Annotated in this window: 18 protein-coding genes; 9 read left to right on the forward strand and 9 right to left on the reverse strand. The window is 56.3% G+C overall.

The features are described 5' to 3' along the window. Positions 1 to 45: 45 nt before the first annotated feature. The gene (serC, locus tag AC6I8P_RS12085; RefSeq protein ID WP_021508348.1) at positions 46 to 1131 is read right to left on the reverse strand and encodes a 3-phosphoserine/phosphohydroxythreonine transaminase; all 1086 of its coding nucleotides are present in this window, start codon (positions 1129 to 1131) and stop codon (positions 46 to 48) included. A 311-nt stretch (positions 1132 to 1442) separates the two neighbouring features. Between serC and ycaO the strand changes: the two genes are divergently transcribed. From ycaO to pflA, 4 genes are all read left to right on the forward strand, one after another. After that, a complete protein-coding gene (gene ycaO / locus AC6I8P_RS12090) occupies positions 1443 to 3206 on the forward strand; it encodes a 30S ribosomal protein S12 methylthiotransferase accessory factor YcaO (protein WP_058757764.1) in 1764 nt (587 codons plus the stop codon). Positions 3207 to 3558: 352 nt separating this feature from the next. After that, positions 3559 to 4419: a formate transporter FocA gene (gene focA, locus AC6I8P_RS12095; RefSeq protein ID WP_481657721.1), complete on the forward strand. Its 861-nt coding sequence runs from the start codon at positions 3559 to 3561 to the stop codon at positions 4417 to 4419. A 69-nt stretch (positions 4420 to 4488) separates the two neighbouring features. Next, positions 4489 to 6771 carry a formate C-acetyltransferase gene (gene pflB, locus AC6I8P_RS12100; RefSeq protein WP_058769544.1) on the forward strand — a complete coding sequence of 761 codons (2283 nt, stop codon included), beginning with the start codon at positions 4489 to 4491 and terminating at the stop codon, positions 6769 to 6771. Between the two features lie 163 nt (positions 6772 to 6934). Next, the gene (pflA, locus tag AC6I8P_RS12105) at positions 6935 to 7675 is read left to right on the forward strand and encodes a pyruvate formate lyase 1-activating protein (protein WP_058780812.1); all 741 of its coding nucleotides are present in this window, start codon (positions 6935 to 6937) and stop codon (positions 7673 to 7675) included. 99 nt (positions 7676 to 7774) lie between these two features. On the opposite strand, the gene AC6I8P_RS12110 is transcribed toward pflA, so the two are convergent. The 6 genes from AC6I8P_RS12110 to lrp all read right to left on the reverse strand — a co-directional run bounded on the left by AC6I8P_RS12110 (position 7775) and on the right by lrp (position 16802). Next, positions 7775 to 8926, reverse strand: coding sequence for an MFS transporter (locus AC6I8P_RS12110; RefSeq protein WP_058769542.1), 1152 nt, complete (start codon positions 8924 to 8926; stop codon positions 7775 to 7777). A 313-nt stretch (positions 8927 to 9239) separates the two neighbouring features. After that, entirely contained in the window at positions 9240 to 10532 is a 1293-nt protein-coding gene (serS, locus tag AC6I8P_RS12115; RefSeq protein ID WP_238561021.1) for a serine--tRNA ligase, read from the reverse strand. A 97-nt stretch (positions 10533 to 10629) separates the two neighbouring features. Next, positions 10630 to 11976, reverse strand: coding sequence for a replication-associated recombination protein A (locus AC6I8P_RS12120; RefSeq protein ID WP_088516417.1), 1347 nt, complete (start codon positions 11974 to 11976; stop codon positions 10630 to 10632). Between the two features lie 7 nt (positions 11977 to 11983). Continuing rightward, entirely contained in the window at positions 11984 to 12595 is a 612-nt protein-coding gene (gene lolA / locus AC6I8P_RS12125; RefSeq protein ID WP_010618286.1) for an outer membrane lipoprotein periplasmic chaperone LolA, read from the reverse strand. 173 nt (positions 12596 to 12768) lie between these two features. Beyond that, positions 12769 to 16188: a DNA translocase FtsK 4TM domain-containing protein gene (locus AC6I8P_RS12130; protein WP_498030635.1), complete on the reverse strand. Its 3420-nt coding sequence runs from the start codon at positions 16186 to 16188 to the stop codon at positions 12769 to 12771. A 119-nt stretch (positions 16189 to 16307) separates the two neighbouring features. Beyond that, the gene (lrp, locus tag AC6I8P_RS12135; protein ID WP_006118610.1) at positions 16308 to 16802 is read right to left on the reverse strand and encodes a leucine-responsive transcriptional regulator Lrp; all 495 of its coding nucleotides are present in this window, start codon (positions 16800 to 16802) and stop codon (positions 16308 to 16310) included. A gap of 521 nt (positions 16803 to 17323) precedes the next feature. On the opposite strand from lrp, the gene trxB reads away from it, so the two are divergent. From trxB to infA, 5 genes are all read left to right on the forward strand, one after another. Then, the gene (gene trxB / locus AC6I8P_RS12140) at positions 17324 to 18289 is read left to right on the forward strand and encodes a thioredoxin-disulfide reductase (RefSeq protein ID WP_058775366.1); all 966 of its coding nucleotides are present in this window, start codon (positions 17324 to 17326) and stop codon (positions 18287 to 18289) included. Between the two features lie 145 nt (positions 18290 to 18434). Further along, entirely contained in the window at positions 18435 to 20207 is a 1773-nt protein-coding gene (gene cydD / locus AC6I8P_RS12145; protein ID WP_498030636.1) for a heme ABC transporter permease/ATP-binding protein CydD, read from the forward strand. After that, complete coding sequence (gene cydC, locus AC6I8P_RS12150; RefSeq protein WP_394520958.1) at positions 20207 to 21937, forward strand: heme ABC transporter ATP-binding protein/permease CydC; 1731 nt, start codon at positions 20207 to 20209, stop codon at positions 21935 to 21937. The genes cydD and cydC overlap by 1 nt, the downstream gene beginning before the upstream one ends. A gap of 32 nt (positions 21938 to 21969) precedes the next feature. Next, on the forward strand, positions 21970 to 22662 hold the full coding sequence (gene aat, locus AC6I8P_RS12155; protein WP_058769537.1) for a leucyl/phenylalanyl-tRNA--protein transferase: 693 nt from the start codon (positions 21970 to 21972) through the stop codon (positions 22660 to 22662). A 346-nt stretch (positions 22663 to 23008) separates the two neighbouring features. Next, the gene (gene infA, locus AC6I8P_RS12160; RefSeq protein ID WP_002211347.1) at positions 23009 to 23227 is read left to right on the forward strand and encodes a translation initiation factor IF-1; all 219 of its coding nucleotides are present in this window, start codon (positions 23009 to 23011) and stop codon (positions 23225 to 23227) included. 92 nt (positions 23228 to 23319) lie between these two features. On the opposite strand, the gene clpA is transcribed toward infA, so the two are convergent. Together clpA and clpS are read right to left on the reverse strand one after the other, a co-directional pair. Then, the gene (gene clpA, locus AC6I8P_RS12165) at positions 23320 to 25599 is read right to left on the reverse strand and encodes an ATP-dependent Clp protease ATP-binding subunit ClpA (RefSeq protein ID WP_021508362.1); all 2280 of its coding nucleotides are present in this window, start codon (positions 25597 to 25599) and stop codon (positions 23320 to 23322) included. 55 nt (positions 25600 to 25654) lie between these two features. After that, positions 25655 to 25975: an ATP-dependent Clp protease adapter ClpS gene (gene clpS, locus AC6I8P_RS12170; protein ID WP_021508363.1), complete on the reverse strand. Its 321-nt coding sequence runs from the start codon at positions 25973 to 25975 to the stop codon at positions 25655 to 25657. Positions 25976 to 26234 lie beyond the last annotated feature (259 nt).

The following is a 26234-nucleotide window of genomic DNA, read 5'->3' on the forward strand; positions in this document are numbered from 1 at the left end:
GACAGGGTCTGATGCCAGCCAGCAGGCTGGCACTAAAGTAGATAATTAACCGTGACGACGTTCGAAGTCGACCATGAATTCGGTCAGCGCTTTAACGCCTTCCAGCGGCATCGCATTGTAGATCGAGGCACGCATACCGCCAACCACACGGTGCCCCTTCAGCGCATGCAGGCCCGCCTTCAGTGATTCTTCAAGAAACACCTTATCCAGCGCAGCATCGGCCAGCTGGAAAGGCACATTCATCCGGGAACGGTTTTCACTGGCGACGTCGTTACGGTAGAAGCTGCTGCTATCAATCACGCCGTACAGCAGATCGGCTTTCGCCTGATTAACCTTGTCCATCTCCGCTACACCGCCCTTCTCTTTCAGCCATTTGAACACCAGGCCGGAGAGATACCAGGCAAACGTCGGCGGCGTGTTAAACATCGAATCGTTTTCGGCCAGCACTTTGTAGTCGAGAATGGAGGGCACCCAGCGCTGCGCTTTGCCCAGCAGGTCATCACGCACTACCACCAGCGTCAGGCCAGCGGGACCGATGTTCTTCTGCGCGCCGGCATAAATCACGCCGTAGCGGCTGATGTCGAGCGGGCGGGACAGGATGGTCGAAGAGAGATCGGCCACCACCACTTTATCGCCGAAGTCTGGCTCTTCATCGATGGCAATACCATCAATGGTTTCATTCGGACAGAAGTGCACATAAGCCGCATCATCGCTGAGCTGCCATTCACGCATCGGTAACAGTGCGCGTTTACCCTCACGGGTGGTTTTGATGTCAATGGCGTTCGGCGAGCAGAATTTTTCTGCTTCTTTAATAGCACTGTGCGCCCAGTAGCCGCCGTCGATGTAATCCGCGCGGCTGGCATCGCCCAGTAGATTGCCCGGGATTGCCGCGAACTGCGCACGCGCGCCGCCATGGCAGAATAATACTTTGTAGTTGGCCGGGATTTTCAGCAGATCGCGAAAATCCTGCTCCGCCGCTTCCGCGACTTCAATAAACTCTTTGCTGCGGTGACTGATTTCCATCACCGAGGTGCCTAAGCCATGCCAGTTTGTCAGTTCTTGTTCTGCACGACGAAGCACTTCCACCGGCAGCATTGCCGGTCCGGAGCTAAAATTATAAACCTGCGCCATTTCCCCTCACCATTGTCATATCGAACGGTTATGAATACCCCATCGGTTTTATCATTGCCTCCGGATGGCTGCAATCATTTATCCGGCAGCGATCACATTTCCAGAGCCCGCTCCACCGCAGCTTATGTCACAAATGTAATAAGCCACGGAATTTTGTGAGGCAGTGCGGTGAAGTAAAATCAGACAGCTGCCAGAGCGCGAAAAAGCCGTAACAATGCGTTGAGAAATTTGGCGGAGCAATAGCGAAGCAGGCGCAAAACCCGTATTATTGCGCGCTTTACGCCCAACCATCGACTTGAGAGAGCGCCACCATGACGCAAACGTTTATTCCAGGTAAAGACGCCGCACTGGAAGACTCCATCGCACGCTTCCAGCAGAAACTGCAGGATCTGGGTTTCAACATTGAAGAAGCTTCCTGGCTGAACCCGGTGCCGCACGTCTGGTCAGTGCACATTCGCGACCGCGACTGCCCGCTCTGTTTTACTAACGGTAAAGGCGCCAGTAAAAAAGCGGCGCTGGCCTCAGCGCTGGGCGAATATTTTGAGCGCCTCTCAACCAACTACTTCTTTGCCGATTTCTGGCTGGGCGAAACCATCGCTAACGGCGACTTCGTGCACTACCCGAACGAGAAATGGTTCCCGCTGACCGACGATGACAGCCTGCCGGAAGGCATTCTGGATGCACGCCTGCGTAAGTTTTACGATCCGGAACAGAGCCTGAGCGCGTCCGACCTGGTGGATCTGCAGTCTGGTAATGCCGATCGCGGTATCTGCGGCCTGCCATTTACCCGCCAGTCCGATCAGCAAACCGTTTATATTCCGATGAACATCATCGGCAACCTGTATGTGTCTAACGGCATGTCCGCTGGCAACACCGCCAATGAAGCGCGCGTACAGGGCTTATCCGAAGTGTTTGAGCGCCATATTAAAAACCGCATTATCGCGGAATCCATCAGCCTGCCGGAAATTCCTGAAGCGGTGATGCAGCGCTATCCTGGCGTGGTGGAGGCCATCAATCGTCTTGAAGCGGAAGGTTTCCCGATTTTCTCCTATGACGCTTCGCTGGGCGGCAACTATCCGGTGATCTGTGTGGTGCTGTTCAACCCGGCTAACGGCACCTGCTTTGCCTCTTTTGGTGCCCATCCGGACTTTGGTGTCGCGCTGGAACGTACCGTCACCGAACTGCTGCAGGGCCGCGGCCTGAAAGATCTCGACGTGTTTACCCCGCCCACCTTCGATGATGAAGAAGTGGCCGAACACGCTAACCTTGAAACCCACTTCATTGATTCCAGCGGTCTGATCTCCTGGGATATGTTCAAAGACGATGCCGACTATCCCTTTGTCGACTGGAGCTTTGCCGGCGCCACCCATGAAGAGTTCGATACGCTAATGGCGATCTTCCGTGCGGAAGATAAAGAAGTGTATATCGCCGACTACGAACATCTGGACGTTTACGCCTGCCGCATTATCGTGCCGGGCATGTCTGATATTTACCCTGCCGAAGACCTGCTGCTGGCGAATAACAACATGGGAGCATCACTGCGTGAAACGCTGTTGTCCCTGCCGGCAACCCAGTGGCAACCCGAGGAGTATCTGGCTCTGATCGAACAGCTGGATGAAGAAGGTCATGATGACTTCACCCGCGTGCGTGAACTGCTGGGGCTGGCGACCGGCAAAGACAACGGCTGGTTCACGCTGCGTATTGGCGAGCTGAAAGCGATGCTGGCGCTGGCCGGTGGCGATTTGGATCAGGCGCTGATCTGGACGGAATGGACCATGGAGTTCAACCAGTCGATCTTCAGCCCTGAGCGTGCCAATTACTATCGCTGCCTGCAGACTCTGCTGCTGCTGGCGATGGAAGAAGATCGCGATCCGCTGCAGTATCATCGCGCCTTTGTGCGCATGTATGGCGAAGCCGCCGTCGACGCCGCTTCGGCTGCCATCAGCGGTGAGGCACCGTTCTACGGTCTGCAGGTGGTTGACCGCGATCTGCACGCGTTCCCGGCGCATCAGGCACTGCTGGCCGCGTATGAAAAATTACAGGCGGCAAAACGTCGTTACTGGTCTGCGAAATAAATCGGCGCATTTTTTCTGCGACCAATTAGCCTGAAAATTAACGGGCACTGGCAGTATCCAGTGCCCTTTTTTATGCCGCTGAAAATTCATCAGGCGCAGAAAATAATAAATAACAATTCACTATCATTGATAAACAGCATTTAACAAAATAGTGCTGAAGCCAGCCGCACTTTCAACTTATTTTGCATAAATTAAAAATTATTTATTGAATTAATTTCAATAGCTTAACTGAATTTTTGGCCATTTTGCGGCTTTGCTTAACCCTGCCGTTTCGGCAAATATGATCCACATCAACTCCTGACCTATACTCCTTTGTTAGTATCTCTACAGACAATTTCTGGAGAGCGTTAGTGTGAAAGCTGACAACCCTTTTAATTCATTATTACCGGCGGCGATGGCAAAAGTCGCAGAAGATGCCGGTGTCTATAAAGCGACGAAACATCCCTTAACCACCTTCTTTCTGGCTATCACTGCTGGCGTCTTTATTTCCATTGCCTTTGTGTTTTATATCACCGCCACCACCGGCAGCGGCACTATGCCGTACGGCATGTCCAAATTGATCGGTGGCATCTGCTTCTCACTGGGTTTGATGCTGGTGGTGGTCTGCGGCGCTGATTTGTTTACTTCAACGGTGCTGATCGTGGTGGCAAAAGCCAGCGGACGCATTACCTGGCTGCAACTGGGTCGTCACTGGCTCAATGTCTACGTTGGCAACCTGTGCGGCGCGCTGTTTTTTGTGGCGCTGATTTGGCTGGCCGGTGAGCATATGGTCGCAAATGGTGCCTGGGGATTGAATGTTTTACAGACCGCCGACCACAAAATGCATCATACGTTTATCGAAGCGGTAAGCCTCGGTACACTGGCTAACCTGATGGTGTGTCTGGCGGTGTGGATGAGCTACTCCGGCCGCAGCCTGCTCGACAAAATGGTGGCGATGATTTTACCGGTTGCGATGTTCGTAGCCAGCGGCTTTGAGCATAGCATCGCCAATATGTTCCTGATCCCGATGGCCATCATGATTCGCGATTTTGCCAGCCCGGAATTCTGGCAGATGACCGGTGCCAGCGCGGCGCAATTTCCTGCACTGGGCATTGGCGATTTTATTGTTAATAACCTGATTCCCGTAACCATCGGCAACATCATTGGCGGCGGTCTGTTAGTCGGGTTGACCTATTGGGTTATCTATCTGCGCGACGGTGAGTCCGCGCACTGAGTCATTAAGTACGGGCGTGCTGAGCAGCGCGCCATACGTTACAGTCTCCCTAAATAAGGCAGGTATATCATGTCCGAACTGAATGAAAAAATGGCGTCAGCCTGGGAAGGATTTAGCGCCGGTGAATGGCAGAACAGCGTCAACGTCCGTGACTTCATCCAAAAAAACTACACGCCGTATGAAGGTGACGAAGCATTCCTCGCCGGCGCGACGCCAGCCACCACCAAACTGTGGGACAGCGTGCTGGAAGGCATCAAAATTGAAAACCGTACCCATGCACCGGTTGATTTCGACACTGATTTAGCGTCTACCATCACCTCACACGATGCGGGCTATATTAACAAATCGCTGGAAACCATCGTTGGTCTGCAGACTGAAGCCCCGCTGAAACGCGCCATTATCCCGTTTGGCGGCATCAAAATGGTGGAAGGCTCCTGTAAAGTTTACGGCCGCGAGCTGGACCCGGCGCTGAAGAAAGTTTTCACCGATTACCGCAAAACCCACAACCAGGGCGTGTTTGACGTTTACACCCCGGATATCCTGCGCTGCCGTAAATCCGGCGTGCTGACCGGTCTGCCAGATGCGTATGGCCGCGGTCGTATTATCGGTGACTACCGTCGCGTCGCGCTGTACGGCATCGACTTCCTGATGAAAGACAAAGTGGCTCAGTTCAACTCACTGCAGAGTGACATGGAAAATGGCGTTGATCTCGAAGCCACCATTCGCCTGCGTGAAGAGATTTCTGAACAGCACCGCGCACTGGGCCAGATCAAAGAGATGGCCGCCAAATATGGCTTTGATATCTCTCTGCCAGCCACCACCGCGCAGGAAGCAGTACAGTGGACCTACTTCGGTTACCTCGCAGCAGTGAAATCACAAAACGGTGCCGCGATGTCGTTTGGTCGCGTGTCCACTTTCCTCGACGTTTACATCGAGCGCGATATCAAAGCCGGTAAACTGAGCGAAGAGCAGGCGCAGGAGCTGATTGACCATCTGGTGATGAAATTGCGTATGGTGCGCTTCCTGCGTACGCCGGAATACGATGAGCTGTTCTCTGGCGACCCAATCTGGGCCACTGAATCACTGGCTGGTATGGGCGTTGACGGTCGTACGCTGGTGACGAAAAGCACCTTCCGCTTCCTGAACACGCTGTACACCATGGGTCCATCACCGGAACCAAACATGACCATCCTGTGGTCTGAGAAACTGCCGGTTAACTTCAAAAAGTATGCGGCAAAAGTCTCCATCGACACCTCATCGCTGCAGTATGAGAACGATGACCTGATGCGTCCGGACTTTGACAATGATGACTACGCCATCGCCTGCTGCGTGAGCCCGATGATTGTCGGTAAACAAATGCAGTTCTTCGGCGCACGTGCCAACCTGGCTAAAACACTGCTGTACGCAATCAACGGCGGTGTGGACGAGAAGCTGAAAATGCAGGTCGGCCCGAAAGAAGCGCCAATCACTGATGATGTGCTGGATTATGACACCGTGATGGCGCGTCTGGACCACTTCATGGACTGGCTGGCAAAACAGTACGTCACGTCACTCAACATCATCCACTACATGCATGATAAGTACAGTTATGAAGCCGCGCTGATGGCACTGCACGACCGTGACGTTTATCGTACCATGGCGTGTGGTATCGCAGGCCTGTCTGTCGCCGCGGACTCACTTTCAGCGATTAAATATGCCAAAGTGAAACCGGTCCGTGACGCCGATGGTCTGGCAGTTGACTTCGAAATTGAAGGTGAATATCCGCAGTTCGGTAACAACGACCCGCGCGTGGATGACCTGGCCTGTGACCTGGTCGAACGTTTCATGAAGAAAATTCAGAAACTGCAGACCTACCGTAATGCGGTGCCAACGCAGTCGGTACTGACCATCACCTCCAACGTGGTATACGGTAAGAAAACCGGTAACACCCCGGATGGTCGTCGCTCCGGTGCGCCATTTGGCCCCGGTGCCAACCCAATGCATGGCCGTGACCAGAAAGGTGCTGTCGCTTCACTGACTTCCGTGGCCAAACTGCCATTTGCCTACGCCAAAGACGGTATCTCTTATACCTTCTCTATCGTACCGAATGCGCTGGGCAAAGATGATAACGTGCGTAAAACCAACCTTGCTGGCCTGATGGATGGTTACTTCCACCACGAAGCCAGTATCGAGGGCGGCCAGCACCTGAACGTCAACGTCATGAACCGTGAAATGCTGCTGGATGCCATGGAGCACCCTGAAAAATATCCACAGCTGACCATCCGCGTTTCCGGTTATGCCGTACGTTTCAACTCGCTGACGAAAGAGCAGCAGCAGGATGTGATTACCCGTACCTTTACTCAGTCGCTGTAATCCTCCTCACTGTAATCGAAAGGCTCCTGCGGGAGCCTTTTCTCCACAAGCCTGTTTTGCCAGTCTGCTTTTGCAGGCAGTCTGGCAAAACCGACTTACATCCCCAGAGCACAACACAGATTGTGCCGCCTGCGCGCCAGGCTGAACCGGAGAATACATCGCAATGTCAACCATCGGTCGTATCCACTCGTTTGAATCCTGCGGCACCGTTGACGGTCCCGGCATCCGTTTTATCACCTTCTTCCAGGGCTGCCTGATGCGCTGCCTGTACTGCCACAACCGCGATACCTGGGACACTCACGGCGGTAAGGAGATCACCGTCGATGAGCTGATGAGGGATGTGCTGTCGTATCGCCACTTTATGAATGCGTCTGGTGGCGGCGTGACAGCATCCGGCGGTGAAGCCATTCTGCAGGCTGAATTTGTGCGCGACTGGTTTCGCGCCTGCCAGGCCGAGGGCATCCATACCTGCCTCGACACCAACGGCTTTGTGCGCCGTTACGATCCGGTAATCGATGAACTGCTTGATGCAACTGACCTGGTGATGCTCGATCTCAAGCAGATCAACGATGATATTCATGAGATTCTGGTCGGCGTGTCAAACCACCGCACGCTGGATTTCGCCCGCTATCTGCAAAAGCGCGGTAAAAGGACCTGGATTCGCTATGTGGTGGTGCCGGGTTATTCGGACGATGACGATTCGGTACATCGCCTCGGTGAATTTACTAAAGACATGACTAACATTGAGAAGATCGAGCTGCTGCCTTATCACGAACTCGGCAAGCATAAATGGATTGCGATGGGTGAAGAGTACAAGCTGGAAGGCGTGAAGCCGCCAACGAAAGAGACCATGGAGCGGGTGAAAAATATTCTTGCCGGTTACGGCCATAACGTCATGTATTAAGACGGTTGGCCTGTAGCTAAAGCCTCGCCGGCAAGAAACAGAGGGGTTACCGCCGGGACATTTGCGACAGGTTGCGAATGTCCCGTTTAAGCACCGCCATCAGGCATGCGCCACCGGTGTTGCGTGCTGATCGGCTTTACGCAGCAGCATCACCAGATAGACCAGCGCCACCACCGCAATCATCACAAACAGCAGGCGATCGGAATAGTTCTGCATCAGCATCGCGGTCATCCCCGGCCCGACCAGACTGCCAACGGTATAACTGAACAGCAGCGCCTGATTCATCGCCACCAGTTCATGATGCGCCACCGTTTCACACGCCCAGGACATCGCCACCGGATAAAGCGTAAAGCCAGCCAGCCCCAGCACAAACAGTGCCGGTGCCATTGCCGTTCCGCTCAGCATAGCAATCGCACCCAGAATCACCACGAATACCTGCACGCGCAGCACCATCAGGCGACCAAAGCGGTCGGCAAGACGTCCTACCGGCCACTGACCGACAATCCCGGCACTGACCAGCAGCGCCATCCAGTAACCCACGGTGGCATCGCTCATACCCTGATGCGAAAGATAAAGCGGCATCAGGCCGTAGAGCGAACCGAGCACAATACCGGAGATAATGCAGCCGTTGATACCCAACCGCGAGCTGCGGCGGCGCAGCATGCTCCAGATCCGCCCGGTTGAAGCTTCTTCAGTAGCCGCACCGGCGTTGACCTGCACAAACACTACGGGCAGTACGGCACAGACGATCAGCGCGCTCACCCAGGGAATGACGTGCAGCAGCTCTGTCGAGACACGGCTCACCAGCAGCTGACCGGCAACGGTGCCGAGGTAGTAAATGATCATGTAAGCGGCCAGCAGCTGACCGCGATTGCGCACGGTACCGCTGCACAATAAAGCGCTCTCAACCACCACCCAAATCAGTGCACAGCCCACGCCTGCGGTGAAGCGCAGCAGCGTCCAGCTGTAGAAGCCGTCCAGCAGCACCATGCCCATGGTTGCCAGCGCAAACAGTACGCTGGCAAGGTAAAAGCAGCGGTTAAAGCCATAGCGATTAATCAACCAGCCCGCCAGCAAGGTGCCCAGTAAGTTACCAGTGTAATAAGCAGAGCTCGCCATGCCCACCTGCCAGGTCGGCAGTTGATCGTGGGTGAGCCACAGCGGCACCAGCGTATTAAGCACAGCAATAGACACCGTCATCAGCATTAAGCCGCAAAGCAGCAGCAGGACGGGGCGCGACCAGGTTGACATAGGGAATAAAACCAAAAGAAATGAACAGATTTGCGCGCAGTTTGCCATTGGCGATGGCAAAGTCAATGTGCAAAAAAACAGCGCCGCACATTTTGCTGCTGAACAATTTATTATTTTTATCTTCAGCGGGTTACAGGACTACAGAAAGGCCTTATGTCTGAATCTATCTACATGAATTTATACATTTTTGATGGTTTGACGCGCAGCCATGACGATAACGTTTATTTCTGATTAATTCCGGTTAAAAAATAATGGCTGATGCGCTTAACAAATAAAAAACCCGGCCTGAGCCGGGTTTGTGCATGAGTGCAAATTAGCCGATATATTCCAGCCCGCTCATATACGGGCGCAGCACGTCCGGCACCGCAATGCGACCATCCGCCTGCTGATAGTTTTCCAGCACGGCCACCAGCGTACGCCCCACCGCCAGGCCTGAACCATTCAGCGTGTGCACCAGACGCGGTTTTTTGTCCGTTTTGCTGCGGCAGCGAGCCTGCATGCGGCGCGCCTGGAAATCCCACATATTCGAGCAGGAGGAGATTTCACGGTAGGTGTCCTGTGCCGGCAGCCAGACTTCCAGGTCATAGGTTTTGGCTGAGCCGAAGCCCATGTCACCAGTGCACAGCAGCACTTTACGGTACGGCAGGTTCAGCAGCTGCAGGACTTTCTCCGCATGGCCGACCAGCTCTTCCAGCGCGTCCATGGAGGTTTCCGGTGCGACGATCTGCACCATCTCCACTTTGTCGAACTGGTGCATACGGATCAAACCGCGCGTGTCGCGTCCATAAGAACCGGCTTCGGAACGGAAGCAAGGCGTGTGGGCAGTGAGTTTGATCGGCAGAGATTCCTCTTCAACGATCTCATCGCGCACCAGGTTAGTCAGCGGCACTTCGGCGGTCGGGATCAGCGCATAGTTACTGCTGCCTGCTTCTTCGCCCAGCGGTTTGGTATGGAACAGATCCTCACCAAATTTTGGTAACTGACCAGTACCGTACAGCGTCTCGTGGTTCACCAGATACGGCACGTAGGTTTCCAGATAACCATGCTGCTGGCTGTGCAGATCGATCATGAACTGGCTCAGCGCGCGATGCAGACGGGCAATCTGGCCCTGCATCACGATAAAGCGCGAACCGGTCAGTTTCACCGCCGAGGCGAAATCCAGCCCTTTGACCGCTTCACCCAGTTCAACATGGTCTTTCACCGGGAAATCGAACTGGCGCGGCTGGCCCCAGCGGCTCACTTCCTGGTTTTCGCTGTCATCTTTACCCAGCGGCACTTCGTCGGCCGGCAGGTTCGGCAGCGCAAGCGCAAAGTCACGAATTTCGTTCTGCAGGGTATCCAGCTCTGCTTTCGCCGCATCCAGGCGTTCGCCCAGCGCGTTCACTTCCTGACGCAGCGGCTCGATATCTTCCCCACGTGCTTTGGCCTGACCGATGGATTTGGAGCGGGAGTTACGCTCAGCCTGCAGGTTTTCAGTTTCTACCTGCAACACCTTACGACGCTCTTCGAGGGAGCGCAGCGTATCCACATCCAGTTTAAATCCCCGGCGTGCCAGTTTTTCTGCGACTGCGTCTGGCTCATTACGCAGCAGATTGGGATCGAGCATGCTTATCCTGTGTAATAAAAGGTTGATTGAACGAATGGAGGGATGCATTCCACTGGAATGCATTGAAATCCTTGCTCACCTTACCGTAACGCGTTTATCAGCGGTAGCGTTTTATCGGGCTATTTTGATCCTGTTCAGCAAGCCAGGCGAGTTTTTCACCGATCTTGCTTTCAAGGCCACGATTGGTGGGTTGATAGTAGCGCGTCTGCGCCATTTCCGGCGGGAAAAACACCTCGCCGGCCGCATAGGCATTGGGTTCGTCATGCGCGTAACGGTACTCTTTGCCGAGGCCCATCTCTTTCATCAGCTTCGTCGGTGCATTGCGCAGATGTTCCGGCACATCGTAATCCGGGAACTCACGGGCATCACGCATCGCCGCTTTGAAGGCGGTATAAACAGCATTGCTTTTTGGCGCACAGGCCAGATAAACAATTGCCTGGGCAATTGCACGTTCCCCTTCCGCAGGCCCGACGCGGGTAAAACAGTCCCACGCGGCAATCGCTACCTGCATCGCGCGCGGATCGGCATTACCGACATCCTCCGAAGCAATGGCCAGCAGTCGCCGCGCCACGTACAGCGGATCGCCACCGGCAGTGATGATGCGCGCGTACCAGTAAAGCGCCGCATCCGGGGCTGAACCGCGAACCGATTTGTGCAGTGCCGAGATGAGGTCGTAAAAGCGGTCGCCTTTGTTATCGAAACGCGCCGCGCGTTCACCCGACACTTCATTCAGCAGCTGTGGCGTTAGCTCCCGCTGTCCCTGCGCATTGAGCTCAGCCATATCGGCCATCATTTCCAGCGTATTCAGTGCGCGTCGTGCATCACCATTGACCAGTTCAGCGATCATGCGCCGGGTATTGTCCGGTAACAGAATATCGCTGTCGCCGTAACCACGCGTTTTATCCTGCATCGCCTGATCCAGCACCTGTTCAATATCCGCGCTGGTCAGCGATTTAAGCAGGTAAACGCGGGCGCGCGACAGCAGTGCCGAGTTCAGTTCAAAGGAGGGATTTTCCGTGGTTGCGCCAATGAAGGTGATGGTGCCGTCTTCAATGTGTGGCAGAAACGCATCCTGCTGGCTCTTGTTGAAGCGATGCACCTCATCAACAAACAGAATAGTGCGACGCCCCACCTGGCGATTCTGCCGCGCGCGCTCAATGGCCTCGCGGATCTCTTTAACGCCGGAAGTCACCGCCGAAATGCGTTCGACGTCAGCTTTGCCGTAATGCGCAATGATCTCCGCCAGCGTGGTTTTACCGGTACCCGGCGGTCCCCATAAGATCATGGAGTGCAGCTGACCTGCCTCAATAGCGCGCGGCAACGGTTTGCCGGGCGCGAGCAGATGCTGCTGACCAATATATTGCTGCAGCGTCGCTGGCCGCATACGCGCAGCCAGCGGTCTGAACTCATTTGACGGTGCAAAATCCAGCGACAGGTTACTCACCCTCACCTCACTGACGTTGATCGTCCACCGTTACCCCTTTTGGCGGCGTAAAGGTGAATTTATCCGGGCTGATAGCGCCGTTTTTCTGGCTCTTCAGCTGATAGCTGCTGCGCTGTCCATCCTGCTCGATCGCGCTGAACTGATTGATGGTGCCTGCGGAAGTGACATTGATGGTGAACTGTTTCAGGTTGCCATCGCTGCTTTTAGGCGTCAGCTCAAAATTATCCCCCTGCTGCTTAATGTTGTACTGCTGCCAGTCAGAGGGCTGGTTACGCGCAATCAGCATAAACGGCGTGTTGCTGGTGGCATTCTGCAGCAGGCTAACGCTCGCCTGTTCCACAAAAGGATTATAGAACCACAGATTTTTACCGTCGGAGATAATCACGCTTTCGTCCGGTGCAGTCATGTGCCAGTTAAACAGGCTCGGACGTTTTACCCACAGTTCGCCTTCGCCGTCCTGCACATTTGCGCCGCTACCGTCAGTCACCTTCTGACTGAAGCTGGCATGGAAGCTGTTCACTTTATTAAGGCGCTGCTGCAGATCGCTGGAAGCATCCGCCAGGGCAGAAGAAGCAACAAAACCGGCCAGCAGGCCACAGGCAATAACGCGAAATTTCATCTGATACGATTCCTTATTCATGGTTTCCTGACACTAACTGCATTAACCGTAGTCGCCGCTCCCTCAGTTCGACAGGAGAAAAAGCCGAAAGCTCCCAATGATATGGGGATCGGACCACAGATAAACAACGGGCCAGTTTACACTGGCCCGGTATAACACTGCGGAGAAAAGTCTTACATTTCGTGAGGTGGCGGTGACAGCACTTCACGGTTACCGTTGTGGCCCGGCTCCGAGACTATGCCCTGCGCCTCCATCTGTTCGATAATCCGCGCCGCGCGGTTGTAGCCGATACGGAACTGGCGCTGCACGCCGGAGATCGACGCGCGACGTTTCTCCACCACGAACGCCACCGCCTGGTCAAACAGCGGATCCAGCTCTTCATCGCCGTCCAGGCCGCCAGCACCGCTTTCACTCTCTTCACCGGCGGTGATGCTGTCGATGTACTGCGGCCGCCCACGCGCTTTCCAGTCCTGCACAACCGCATGCACTTCCTGGTCACGCACAAAGGCACCGTGAACACGTACCGGCATGGAGGAGTTAGGTGGCATATAGAGCATGTCACCCATACCCAGCAGGGATTCCGCACCGCCCTGATCGAGTATGGTGCGCGAGTCAATTTTACTGGACACGGTAAAGGCGATGCGCGTCGGAATGTTGGCTTTAATCAGGCCGGTAATCACATCCACCGACGGCCGCTGAGTAGCCAGCACCAGGTGAATACCTGCCGCACGGGCTTTCTGTGCCAGACGCGCGATCAGCTCTTCGACCTTCTTGCCCACCGCCATCATCAGGTCGGCGAACTCATCAACCAGCACCACAATGTACGGCAGTTTTTCCAGCACCGGCGGCGTGGTGTCCATGCTGTCGCCCGGTTTCCAGAACGGATCCGGAATTGGCCGGCCCATAGCGGCCGCCTGCTCGATCTTCTCGTTATAGCCAGCCAGATTACGCACGCCCAGCGCAGACATCAGCTTATAGCGGCGCTCCATTTCGACCACACTCCACCGCAGCGCGTTGGCCGCGTCTTTCATGTCGGTTACCACTTCCGTCAGCAGATGGGGAATGCCCTCATACACTGACAGCTCGAGCATTTTCGGGTCGATCATGATAAAGCGCACTTCTTCCGGCGTGGCTTTATACAGCATGCTGATGATCATGGTGTTGACGCCAACCGACTTACCGGAACCGGTGGTACCGGCCACCAGCAGGTGAGGCATCTTCGCCAGATCGGCCACCACGGGCTGACCAGAGATATCTTTACCCAGCACCACCGATAGTGGCGAAGGGTTGTCGCGGAACTTATCGCAGTCCAGCACCTCACGCAGATAGACGGTCTGACGATGTTTATTGGGGAGTTCAAGGCCGACATAAGGCTTGCCCGGAATCACCTCAACCACACGCACCGCAACGGCAGAGAGCGAACGTGCCAGGTCACGCGACAGGTTAGAAATACGTGCCGCCTTGACGCCCGGTGCCAGATCCAGTTCAAAGCGGGTGATTACCGGCCCTGGAGAGATGCCCACCACTTCGGCTTTCACGCGGTAATCCGCCAGACGCGCTTCAACCAGACGCGCGGTCTGTTCCAGTGCGAACATATCCACCGGTTCCTCTTCGGCCGGCGGCGACGTCAGCAGATCCAGCGTCGGCAGCGGCGTGGAAGGTTTCTCCAGCGGCTGTTCGTGACGCACCAGGAAGGGGTGGAACAGACTGTCCTGCGCAGGGGCGACAGGCTTCGGCGTTTCAGCCGGCGCGGCGTAAACCTCGTCGTCTGGCGTTGACCACGGGCTGGTTTCCTCGCTCAGCGATGCGGGTACCGCCGGCTCAGGTGCCGCTGGCTGCTGCCACTGGGCCGGAGCGTCCGGCTCTGGCGTGGCGGCAATGGTAAACAGCGGTTCGCTCGGCGTGTCATCAACCAGATCTTTCATCGGAGAGAAATCAAAGGCTGCTGAGGTATCCAGATTAAATACCGGCGCGCTCTCCTGCTCAGGCTGGCTGTAACGCTGTTGCTGCTGCTGGGCAAACTGCTGCGCCAGCTGGGCCTGCTGCAGCGCCTCTTCATCTTCTTCCTCTGCCGGCTGCTGCTGCCAGCTGTCGCCGTACCGCTGCTGCTGCTGCGAATGGAACGCTTCGCGCAGCTGGGCTTCCTGCAGCGCAGCGTTATCATCATCGTGCGGCTGTGGCACTTGCCAGCTGGCGCTGATTTCCGGCTGCTGCTGGTCGGCCTCTTCACGGGCCTTCTCTTCTGCCATGCGTTGCGATGGCAGTTTGATACCGTATGAGGCCAGCTCACGCCGGGTTGGCAGCTTAACTTTGTTAGGACGCGGTAGTTCCGGGCCGATGCCCTGTTTCACCTGCGGGTTGTAATCGCGCTCCGGCACCACATCAAAGGCTGGCGTGTAAGCCGCAGAGCGGGCAGCAGCGGCGGCCGTCGCTGAACCGAGTGCGGCAGCGGCTGCCGTATTCAGCGGTGTGGCGGCCTGATCGGCACTCTGCCAGTTACCCATGCGCGGGCCATCATCTTCTTCAGCGAGCGAGAAGGCGTCGGCGGCCGGTGATGCAGGCACTTCGAAGCGGTATAACGGAGGAGCCGCTGGCGCAGGTTCTGCTGGCGGAATAGCTGGCGCCGCAGGCGCACTGGCAACGGATGCCGATGCCGGAGCAGCCGCAGCCAGCTGTGACGGCGCAGGTTGTGGAGCCACGTTTACCGCCGGTGCGGATGGCTCAGGTGCAGCGACGGACGGCACCTGACGTGCGGCGTTACTGGTGGCAGCCAGCGCAGCCGCGGTAGCCGCACTGGCTTTCGCCAGCAGGGGAGCGTCGCTGGCGACTTCAGCCACAGGTTCCGCTACCTGTCGGGGCTTAGCCAGCAGTACGTCATCTTCGTCGTCCTGAGCCGGCGCAGCGCGCAGTGGCGGAACCGCGTCGTCGGGGTGCGCCTCGTCGTAGTCGTCTTCTTCCTGCCAGGGTTCATCATGGCGCGAGCGGTTGCTGGCAAAGGTCAGCACGCCCATCACCACGCTGCCGATCTTCTCGGCAATCGCCAGCCAGGACCAGCCGGTATAAAGCGTGATACCCGCCGCCCAGACGCACAGCAGCGTCAGCGTGCCACCGGCACCGCTGAACCACGGCGCCATCGCATTGCTCACCAGGCTGCCAATTACGCCGCCAGAGGCAAAATACCAGATATCGTCCACGTTCAGCGCAGCCAGTCCGCAGGTGGTCACCACCAGCGCCAGCACGCCAATCAGCCGCAGGCCCACCGCAAAATAGTCGATGTAATCCTGGCGATCGCGCTGACGGAAAGTGATCCAGCACAGACCAATAATCACTGGCGGAATGGCGTAGGCCATCACACCAAAAATAAACAGCAGGGTATCGGCCAGCCATGCGCCCACGCTGCCGCCCAGATTGTGGATCGGCTCGTGCCAGGCGGTTTGTGACCAGCTGGGATCGGAGGGATTAAAGCTAACCAGCGACACCATCAGATAGATGGCAAACAAGGCCACCAGGATGAGCAACGCTTCCAGCAGCCGACGTCCGCTGCTCAGTGGTTGTAATGAAACGTCTTTGTCTTCTGTATATTCCTGGCTCAAGAGAACTCTCCAGGTGCCTGTAAATTAAGAAGGCAACAGCGCCAGGCTTGCCTGACGCTGGTCCTGTATGAATTCACAGGAGTGTACCGAAATCCTGCAAGCTTTGCACCTGCCCTGCGTTACCGGGTCTTAATCACCAGACGATTGCTCTGTTTGACCTCTTCCATCACCACGTAGGTACGGGTGTCGTTGACGCCCGGCAGGCGCAGCAAGGTCTCACCCAGCAGTTTACGGTAGGCGGACATATCCGGCACGCGGGTTTTCAACAGGTAGTCAAAGTCACCTGAAACGAGGTGACATTCTTGAGTTTCCTCAAGTTTTTGTACGGCGGCGTTAAATTGTTCAAACACATCCGGAGCGCCGCGATTCAGAGTAATCTCAACGAATACCAGCAGTGAAGCATCGAGATAGTGCGGGTTCAGCTGCGCGGTGTAGCCCAGAATGAAACCCTGGCGTTCCAGGCGACGTACGCGTTCAAGACAAGGTGTTGGCGAGAGGCCGACACGTTTTGAAAGCTCAACGTTGGAAATACGACCGTCTTTCTGCAGTTCATTCAGAATATTTCTGTCGATCCGATCCAGATCTTTTCCGGGGCGTTTCTTGTTGTCTACCATTATTATTGTCTCTCTTAATTCCTTCCCTTTACCTGCCAAACCCTGAAAACGTTCAATGTTCAGGGCCTTACTGAAGTGAAGTCTTTAAGCCTGTGCAGTAACGCGACCATCCGTATGACGCATGCTGTCTGTCCACATCATGCGTCATTACCAATGTCAGGCTGAGTTTATTTGGCGAAATTGCGCAAAACAGAGCTGAAATTCTGTTTCGAACCGCTAAATTTTCTCTGCTTCTGACAATGTTTTCGCAAAAGCGCAGGCGATTGTCAAAGTAAAACATCCAAATTCAGTACAAGATGCCAGACAGCGTACTGGGTTGCTGTTTTTAAATGAGAATTTTTATACAGCTGCACCACAAATTGCCGAGCAATGCCCCCTTTTGGCGCAGCGCGCGTGCAGAATTGCCATTCATCGTCTACGCCGCTTGCAGTGATTGTTAACAAAATTGCTGAAACCTTTTTTTGCGACAGTAATTTCCCTACAATCGAAAACTATGTTGTCAGACACACACTGAGGAACGCATGAGTACGGCCAAACACAGTAAGCTGCTCATTCTGGGCTCCGGCCCTGCCGGTTACACCGCAGCGGTTTATGCCGCCCGCGCTAACCTGAACCCGGTTTTGATTACCGGACTGGAAAAAGGCGGCCAGCTCACCACCACGACTGAAGTCGAAAACTGGCCGGGCGACCCGCACGATCTGACCGGCCCTGCGCTGATGGAACGCATGCAGGAGCATGCTGAGAAGTTCAACACCGAAATCATCTTTGACCATATTCACACGGTTGATTTGCAGAACCGTCCGTTCCGCCTGACCGGCGACAGCGGCGAATACACGGCGGATGCGCTGATCATCGCGACCGGTGCTTCAGCGCGCTACCTCGGCCTGCCGTCAGAAGAGGCATTCAAAGGCAAAGGGGTTTCTGCCTGCGCCACCTGTGATGGTTTCTTCTATCGCAACCAAAAAGTCGCGGTTATTGGCGGCGGTAACACGGCCGTTGAAGAGGCGCTCTATCTGGCGAACATAGCTTCCGAAGTGCACCTGATTCACCGTCGTGACAGCTTTCGCGCTGAGAAAATCCTGATTGACCGCCTGATGGAGAAAGTGCGTAACGGCAACATCGTGCTGCACACTGACCGCGCGCTGGATGAGGTGGTAGGCGATCAGATGGGCGTCACCGGGTTGAAACTCTCGTCAACCAAAGGTGAAGCTCCGCTCTCGCTGGAAGTGGCGGGCCTGTTTGTCGCCATCGGTCATAGTCCGAACACGGCGATTTTCGATGGCCAGCTGGATCTGGAAAACGGCTATATCAAAGTGCAGTCCGGCCTGCAGGGCAACGCCACGCAGACCAGCGTGCCGGGCGTGTTCGCTGCCGGTGACGTGATGGACCACATCTATCGTCAGGCCATTACCTCTGCCGGTACCGGCTGTATGGCCGCGCTGGATGCGGAACGTTATCTGGATGGTCTGGTTAAAAACGATAAGTAAGTTGTTAATTATCTGATCATAATTGCACTGAGGCGGCCACTTTTGGTCGCCTTTTTTATCGCCTGCGTGCTACAGTTCTGCCACCCGTCTGTCCGGCATTTAGCGTCGGATTTTGCCTCTCGTCACGGTGATCAAACGGCTTCGCATGAACAAATCACGGCAACACGAACTGCTGCGCTGGTTACGCCAGCAACGTCATCATGGCGCACGCAGCCTGCGACTGGCTTCGCTGGCAGGTTTTGCTGCGGCGTTAATTCTCATCGCCCAGGCCTGGCTACTGGCCTCCCTGCTGCAAAAACTGCTGGTGGAACAGCAACCCCGCGCTGAACTGGTGAGTGATTTCCTGTTACTACTGCTGTGCTTCGCACTGCGCGCCGCGCTGCACTATGGTCGTGAGATGGCCGGCTTCAGGGCCGGCGTGGCGATTCGCCGTGCGCTGCGGCAACAGGTGCTGGACCGGCTGAATACGCTCGGTCCGGCCTGGATTCAGGGCAAACCGGCCGGGAGCTGGGCGACGCTGCTGCTGGAACAGATCGAAGAGATGCAGGAGTATTACGCGCGCTATCTGCCGCAGATGTCGCTGGCGGTGTTTGTGCCCTTCGCCATCCTGATCGCCATTTTCCCGATTAACTGGGCCGCCGGACTGATTCTGCTGGCGACCGCGCCGCTGATTCCGCTGTTTATGGCGCTGGTCGGCATGGGAGCGGCCGATGCCAACCGGCGTAATTTTCTTGCGCTGGCGCGTCTGAGCGGCGATTTCTATGACCGGCTGCGTGGACGCGAAACGCTGCGCCTGTTTCACCGCGCGGACGCTGAGCAGCAGGCGATTGCCGCCAGTACGCAGGATTTTCGTCAGCGCACCATGGAAGTGCTGCGCCTCGCTTTTCTCTCCTCTGCGGTGCTGGAGTTTTTCGCCTCGCTGGCGATTGCCGTGGTCGCGGTCTATTTCGGCTTCTCGTACCTGGGTGAACTCAATTTTGGCCACTACGGCACTGGCGTGACGCTGTTTGCCGGTTTCCTCGCGCTGATTCTTGCCCCCGAATTTTTCCAGCCGCTGCGCGATCTCGGCACCTTTTACCATGCCAAAGCGCAGGCGGTGGGCGGCGCAGACGCGCTGGATACCTTCCTGCGCGAAACGCCCCAGCGCGCGCCGCAGGCGGCCACACACACGCTGGATGCTGACGCGCCACTCTCCCTCCGGGCGCAGGATCTGGTGATCATGACCGCCACCGGCGAGGCGCTGTCACAGCCGCTGAATTTCAGCCTTACTCCCGGTCAGCGCGTGGCGCTGGTCGGACAAAGCGGGGCCGGAAAAAGTGCGCTGATGAATGTCCTGCTCGGTTTTCTGCCCTATCAGGGTTCACTGTGCATTAACGGCCAGGAACTGCGCGACATCAGCCGCAGCAGCTGGCAGCAGCAGCTGGCCTGGGTAGGACAAAATCCGCAACTGCCGGCGGCGACGCTGCGTGACAATCTCCAGCTTACTGACACGCCGGTGGACGAGGCCACGCTGACCGCCGTGCTGCAGCGCGCTGGCGTTAGCGAATTTTTGTCGCGTCTGCCGCAGGGGCTGGATACGCCAGTTGGCGATGGCGGCATCGGCCTGTCCGTTGGGCAGGCACAGCGCATCGCCGTTGCGCGGGCGCTGCTGAAACCGGCCCGCCTGCTGCTGCTGGACGAACCGGGATCCGGGCTCGACAGCCAGAGCGAGCAGCACGTGATGGGCGCGCTACAGCAGGCCGCACAGCAGCAAACCACCTTAATGATTACCCATCAGCTGCACGCTCTCGACCAGTGGGATGAAGTGTGGGTGATGCAGGCTGGACAACTGGTGCAGCAGGGCCACTGGCAACAGCTGATCGCTGAAGCCGGCCCGCTGCGCGAGCTGGCGCAGCATCGTCAGAAGGAGATTGCCTGATGCGCACGTTACTGCCTTTCCTGCGCCTGTATCGCCGCCATCCGTGGCGTTTAGGTCTTGGCGTGGTGCTGGCGATTGTCACGCTGCTCGCCAGCATCGGCTTGCTGACGCTGTCCGGCTGGTTTCTTGCTGCCTCTTCGCTGGCTGGCGTCGCCGGCCTGTACAGCTTCAATTACATGCTGCCCGCAGCCGGTGTGCGTGGCGCGGCAATCACCCGCACCGCCGCGCGCTATTTTGAACGGCTGGTCAGCCACGACGCCACTTTCCGCGTGCTGCAACATCTGCGCGTCTTTACCTTCAGCCGGCTGATGGCGCTGGCACCGGCGCAGCTGGCGCGCTTTCGTCACGGCGAACTGCTGAACCGCTTTGTCAGCGATGTCGATACTCTCGACCATCTCTATTTACGCGTTATTTCTCCACTGCTGGGTGCGGCGGTGGTGATTGTGGTGGTGACCTGTGGCCTGGCGCTACTCGATATGCGACTGGCGCTGCTGCTCGGGGCGATCATGTTGCTGACGCTGCTGCTGATGCCGCCGCTTTTCTGGCGACTCGGCGCGCGCACCGGCGCGCACATTGCCCGTTACCAGGCTCGCTGGCGCCTGCAACTGACGCACTGGCTCAGCGGACTGGCCGAACTGCAGATTTACGGCGCGGCGGCGCTGTGGCGACAGCGGCTGGATCAGGAAGAACGTGCGTGGCAACAGGCGCAGCAGCAGCAACACCGGCTGCAGGCGCTGGCGCAGAGCCTGCTTACGTTGATCGCCGGCAGTACCGTTACGCTGCTGCTGTGGCTGGCCGCCAGCGGCGTCGGCACCAATAGCACACCGGGTGCACTGATTGCCCTGTTTGTGTTTTGCGCGCTGGCCGCGTTTGAAGCGCTGGCACCGGTGGCCGGCGCATTTCTGCCACTGGCGCAGGTAACGCACGCGGCGCAGCGCGTGCAGGAGATCATCGATCAACCGCCAGCGATTCACTTCCCGACACAACCGGTCGCGACGCAGCGCGGCCTCAGCCTGACGCTGGAACAGATCGATTTCAGCTATCCGCAGCGGCCAGAAGCGGTGCTGCACAATTTCTCCCTGACGTTAGCAGCCGGTGAACATCTGGCACTGCTTGGCCCGACCGGCTGCGGAAAATCCAGCCTGCTGGCGCTGATCACGCGCGGCTGGGAAGCGCAGCGCGGTACGATTCGCCTGAACGGGATTGATCTGGCGGCGTGGGACGAAGCCAGCCTGCGGCAGCGCATCAGCGTCGTCACGCAGCGCGTCCATCTGTTCAGCCAGACGCTGCGCGCTAACCTGCTGCTGGCAGCACCACAGGCCAGCGATGCACAGCTGATTGACGTATTACAGCGGGTTGGGCTGGCGCATCTGACGCAGCACAGCGAAGGACTGAATGCGTGGATGGGTGAAGGTGGCCGACCGCTGTCCGGCGGTGAACTGCGCCGGCTGGCGATTGCCCGTGCGCTGCTGCACGATGGCGATCTGTGGCTGCTGGATGAGCCGACCGAGGGTCTGGATGCCGCGACCGAGCAGCAGATTCTCACGTTACTACAGCAGGTTAGCCAGGGAAAAACGTTGATCATGGTGACGCATCGCCTGAGCGGACTGGAAAAAATGGATCGCATCTGTGTGCTTGACGGTGGTCAGATTATCGAATCCGGCAGCCATGACGAATTAATCTCAAAAGCGGGACGCTACTGGCGTTTCCAGCAGCGCTTTGCGCTATAGTCTATGCGTTTAGCCTGAGGGTGACCGACGCTATGAGACTGGTACAACTTTCCCGGGATTCGCTCAATTTCCCGCCGCCGGAGATGGCGCTGCGTGAGCCAAACGGCCTGCTGGCCATGGGCGGCGATCTCTCCCCTGCCCGCCTGATGAATGCCTATCAGCGCGGTATTTTTCCGTGGTTTTCGCCCGGCGATCCGATTTTATGGTGGTCGCCAGATCCACGCGCGGTCCTGCTGCCGGAGTCGTTTCATCTCAGCCGCAGCATGGCGCGCTTCCATCGCCGTTCGCCCTATCGCGTCACCATGAATCACGCCTTTGCTCAGGTGGTGGAAGGTTGCGCCAGCGGGCGTCAGGAAGGCACCTGGATCACCTTTGAAGTGAAACGCGCCTGGCTGCGTCTGTATGAGCTGGGCCATGCGCACTCAATTGAAGTCTGGCAGGATCAACGCCTGGTTGGCGGCATGTATGGCCTGGCGCTCGGACAGATTTTTTGCGGCGAGTCGATGTTCAGCCGGGCGGAAAACGCCTCTAAAACCGCGCTGTGGGTTTTCTCACAGCACTTTATTGCGCATCAGGGACGGCTAATCGATTGTCAGGTGCTGAATCCGCATACCGCCTCGCTGGGCGCAGTTGAAATTCCGCGCGTCGATTATCTGCAATACGTGCAAACGCTGGCGTGGCAACCGGTGCAGACCGGCTGCTGGCAAACACAAACCCTTTTTTGACTGTCCCCGCAGATGTTTTGCACACAATTCCCGACAAAAGTGATACAATAAGCGAGTTTGGTATGTCGTCCGCGCTTCGCTGTGGCGAGCCGGAATTGCCAGGCTGGGAATCTCACCCTGTTCCCGAAGCTGTTTCAGTTGCGCACCCGATGCCGATTGCTGCAGATTCTTAGCCCGCTAATCCCCCGCAGACGTCAAAAACACCCGAATTTATCCGTAATGCACGCGCAGCGGCGCGACGCACGGCGAAGCGTTGGCAAAAACAGCCAACGTTTCTTTACATAAATCATGGAATTCGGCATTATCTTGCCGGTTCAACAGTTTGGTAGTTCACCCAGAGGATTCGATGGCCAAAGAAGACAATATTGAAATGCAAGGTACCGTACTGGATACGTTACCTAACACCATGTTCCGCGTAGAGCTTGAAAACGGGCACGTGGTTACCGCTCATATCTCCGGTAAAATGCGTAAAAACTACATCCGCATCCTGACGGGCGACAAAGTGACTGTCGAGTTGACCCCGTACGACCTGAGCAAAGGCCGCATTGTCTTCCGTAGTCGCTAAGTTGTTGCACTCGCCTCGCGTTTGCTGATGTAAACTAAGCGCGAAAAAAAGGCCGGATTTTAATCCGGCCTTTTTCTTATCTGCACACCCGCTTAATGCACGGTGCCCTCGGTTTTGCGTTTTTCCGCGCTCATGAAGTGATAGGTGAGCTGGTTTTTCTCTTTATCCAGTCCAACCGATACCGATCCGCCATCTACCAGTGAGCCAAACAGCAGCTCGTTAGCCAGCGGTTTCTTCAGGTTTTCCTGCACGGTACGCGCCATCGGACGGGCGCCCATCGCTTTGTCGTAACCTTTTTCGGCCAGCCAGTCGCGCGCATCATCGCTGACTTCCAGCGACACACCTTTCGCATCCAGCTGTGCCTGCAGCTCAACAATAAATTTATCCACCACCTGATGGATCACCTGAGTATCGAGGTGACGGAACCAGATAATGTTGTCGAGACGGTTACGGAACTCCGGCGTAAAGATCTTTTTGATCTCTTCCATCGCGTCGGTGCTGTTGTCCTGCTGAATCAGGCCGATGGATTTACGCTCGGTCTCGCGCACCCCGGCGTTGGTGGTCATCACCAGCACCACGTTGCGGAAGTCCGCTTTGCGGCCGTTGTTATCGGTCAGCATCCCGTTGTCCATCACCTGCAGCAGCAGGTTGAAGACATCCGGATGGGCTTTCTCGATCTCATCCAGCAGCACCACCGCGTGCGGATGCTTGATGACGGCATCGGTCAGCAGACCGCCCTGATCAAAGCCGACGTAGCCCGGAGGCGCACCAATCAAACGACTGACGGTGTGACGCTCCATATACTCGGACATATCAAAGCGCAGCAGTTCAATGCCCAGCGCCTTCGCCAGCTGCACGGTGACCTCGGTTTTACCGACCCCGGTCGGACCCGCAAACAGGAACGACCCGACTGGCTTACGCTCCTGCCCCAGACCCGCGCGGCTCATCTTGATGGCTTCAGTCAGCGCTTCAATCGCGTTGTCCTGACCAAACACCAGCATTTTCAGACGGTCGCCGAGATTTTTCAGCGTATCGCGATCGGTGGCCGAAACGCTCTGCTCCGGAATACGCGCGATGCGCGCTACCACGGATTCGATGTCCGACACGTTGACGGTTTTCTTGCGCTTGCTGACCGGTACCAGACGCGCACGCGCGCCGGCTTCATCGATCACGTCAATCGCCTTGTCCGGCAGATGACGATCATTGATGTATTTCACCGCCAGCTCAACCGCCGCACGTACCGCTTTGGCGGTGTAGCGCACATCGTGATGCGCTTCGTACTTCGGCTTCAGCCCGTTAAGAATTTGTACCGTCTCTTCAACCGATGGCTCAGTAATATCAATTTTCTGGAAACGGCGCGCCAGCGCACGATCCTTCTCAAAGATATTACTGAACTCCTGATAGGTCGTGGAACCCATCACGCGGATTTTACCGCTGGAAAGCAGCGGCTTGATCAGGTTCGCCGCATCCACCTGGCCGCCCGATGCCGCACCGGCACCGATAATGGTGTGGATCTCGTCGATGAACAGAATGCTGTTGTTATCCTGTTCCAGTTGTTTCAGCAGCGCTTTAAAACGTTTTTCAAAATCACCGCGGTATTTGGTACCAGCCAGCAGCGAACCGATATCCAGCGAGTAGATGGTGCACTCTTTCATCACTTCCGGCACGTCGCCCTGCACAATGCGCCAGGCGAGCCCTTCCGCAATCGCGGTTTTACCGACGCCCGATTCGCCCACCAGCAGCGGGTTATTCTTGCGACGACGGCACAGCACCTGAATGGCCCGTTCCAGCTCTTTATCGCGGCCGATCAGCGGGTCAATTCCGCCGACGCGAGCAAGCTGATTAAGATTGGTGGTGAAGTTTTCCATACGTTCCTCCCCGCCTGCTTGCTCTTCGTTAACCGGATTTTCCGCGCTGTTCTGCGGCTGGCCCGGTTCGTCTTTACGCGTACCATGGGAGATGAAGTTCACCACATCAAGGCGGCTCACTTCGTGTTTGCGCAGCAGGTAAGCCGCTTGCGACTCCTGCTCGCTGAAAATGGCGACCAGCACGTTCGCACCGGAAACTTCACTGCGACCGGATGACTGGACATGGAAGACCGCACGCTGCAGCACACGCTGGAAGCTGAGCGTCGGCTGAGTGTCGCGCTCCTCTTCGCTGGCAGGCAGCACCGGCGTGGTTTGTTCGATGAAGGCTTCGAGTTCCTGACGCAGAGCCGCAATATCCACCGTACAGGCTTCCAGTGCCTCTCTGGCCGACGGGTTGCTGAGCAGCGCCAGCAACAGATGTTCGACGGTCATAAACTCGTGACGGTGCTCGCGCGCTCTGGCGAAAGCCATGTTTAAACTGAGTTCCAGTTCTTGATTGAGCATTTGGCACCTCCCCCAATTATCGCTCTGACGGACTGAATCCTATATGGAGACAGCTTCAGGCTTTTTCCAGCGTACACAGCAACGGATGTTGATTTTCCCGCGCGTAATTGTTCACCTGGGCGACTTTGGTCTCCGCCACTTCTGCAGTGAATACACCACAGATTGCCTTTCCATGGTAGTGAACTTTCAGCATCAGTTGCGTTGCACGTTCAACATCATAAGAAAAGAACTTTTGCAGAACGTCAATAACAAATTCCATAGGTGTATAATCGTCATTATTCAGAATGACTTTATACATTGAAGGCGGCTTTAACCCTTCGCGTACTTTGTCTTCGGCCAGATGTTCAAAGTTAAGCCAGTCGTTTGTGTTTGCCATAATGTTCCGTTGAAATTCTGCGTTACGGTAGCGCACATTTCTGTGCTCTCACCTCAAGTTTAACACGCCTGTCAAGCCGCTTTTCCTGTGGCAAAAATCGGTCCTGAAAGCGCATGCGCGACCTGTATCACAAAATTTGCAATAGCGTTAACTGCCTCAAATTTTGATGAATTTCTCCCCGTGCGCCAGGGCCGTTTGCTTGACGATAAGGTCCGTTTCTCTACATTCTACTTACACAAGCTGATTGAGTTTTAAACAA

Source organism: gamma proteobacterium symbiont of Lampromicra miyakona (assembly GCF_059730895.1).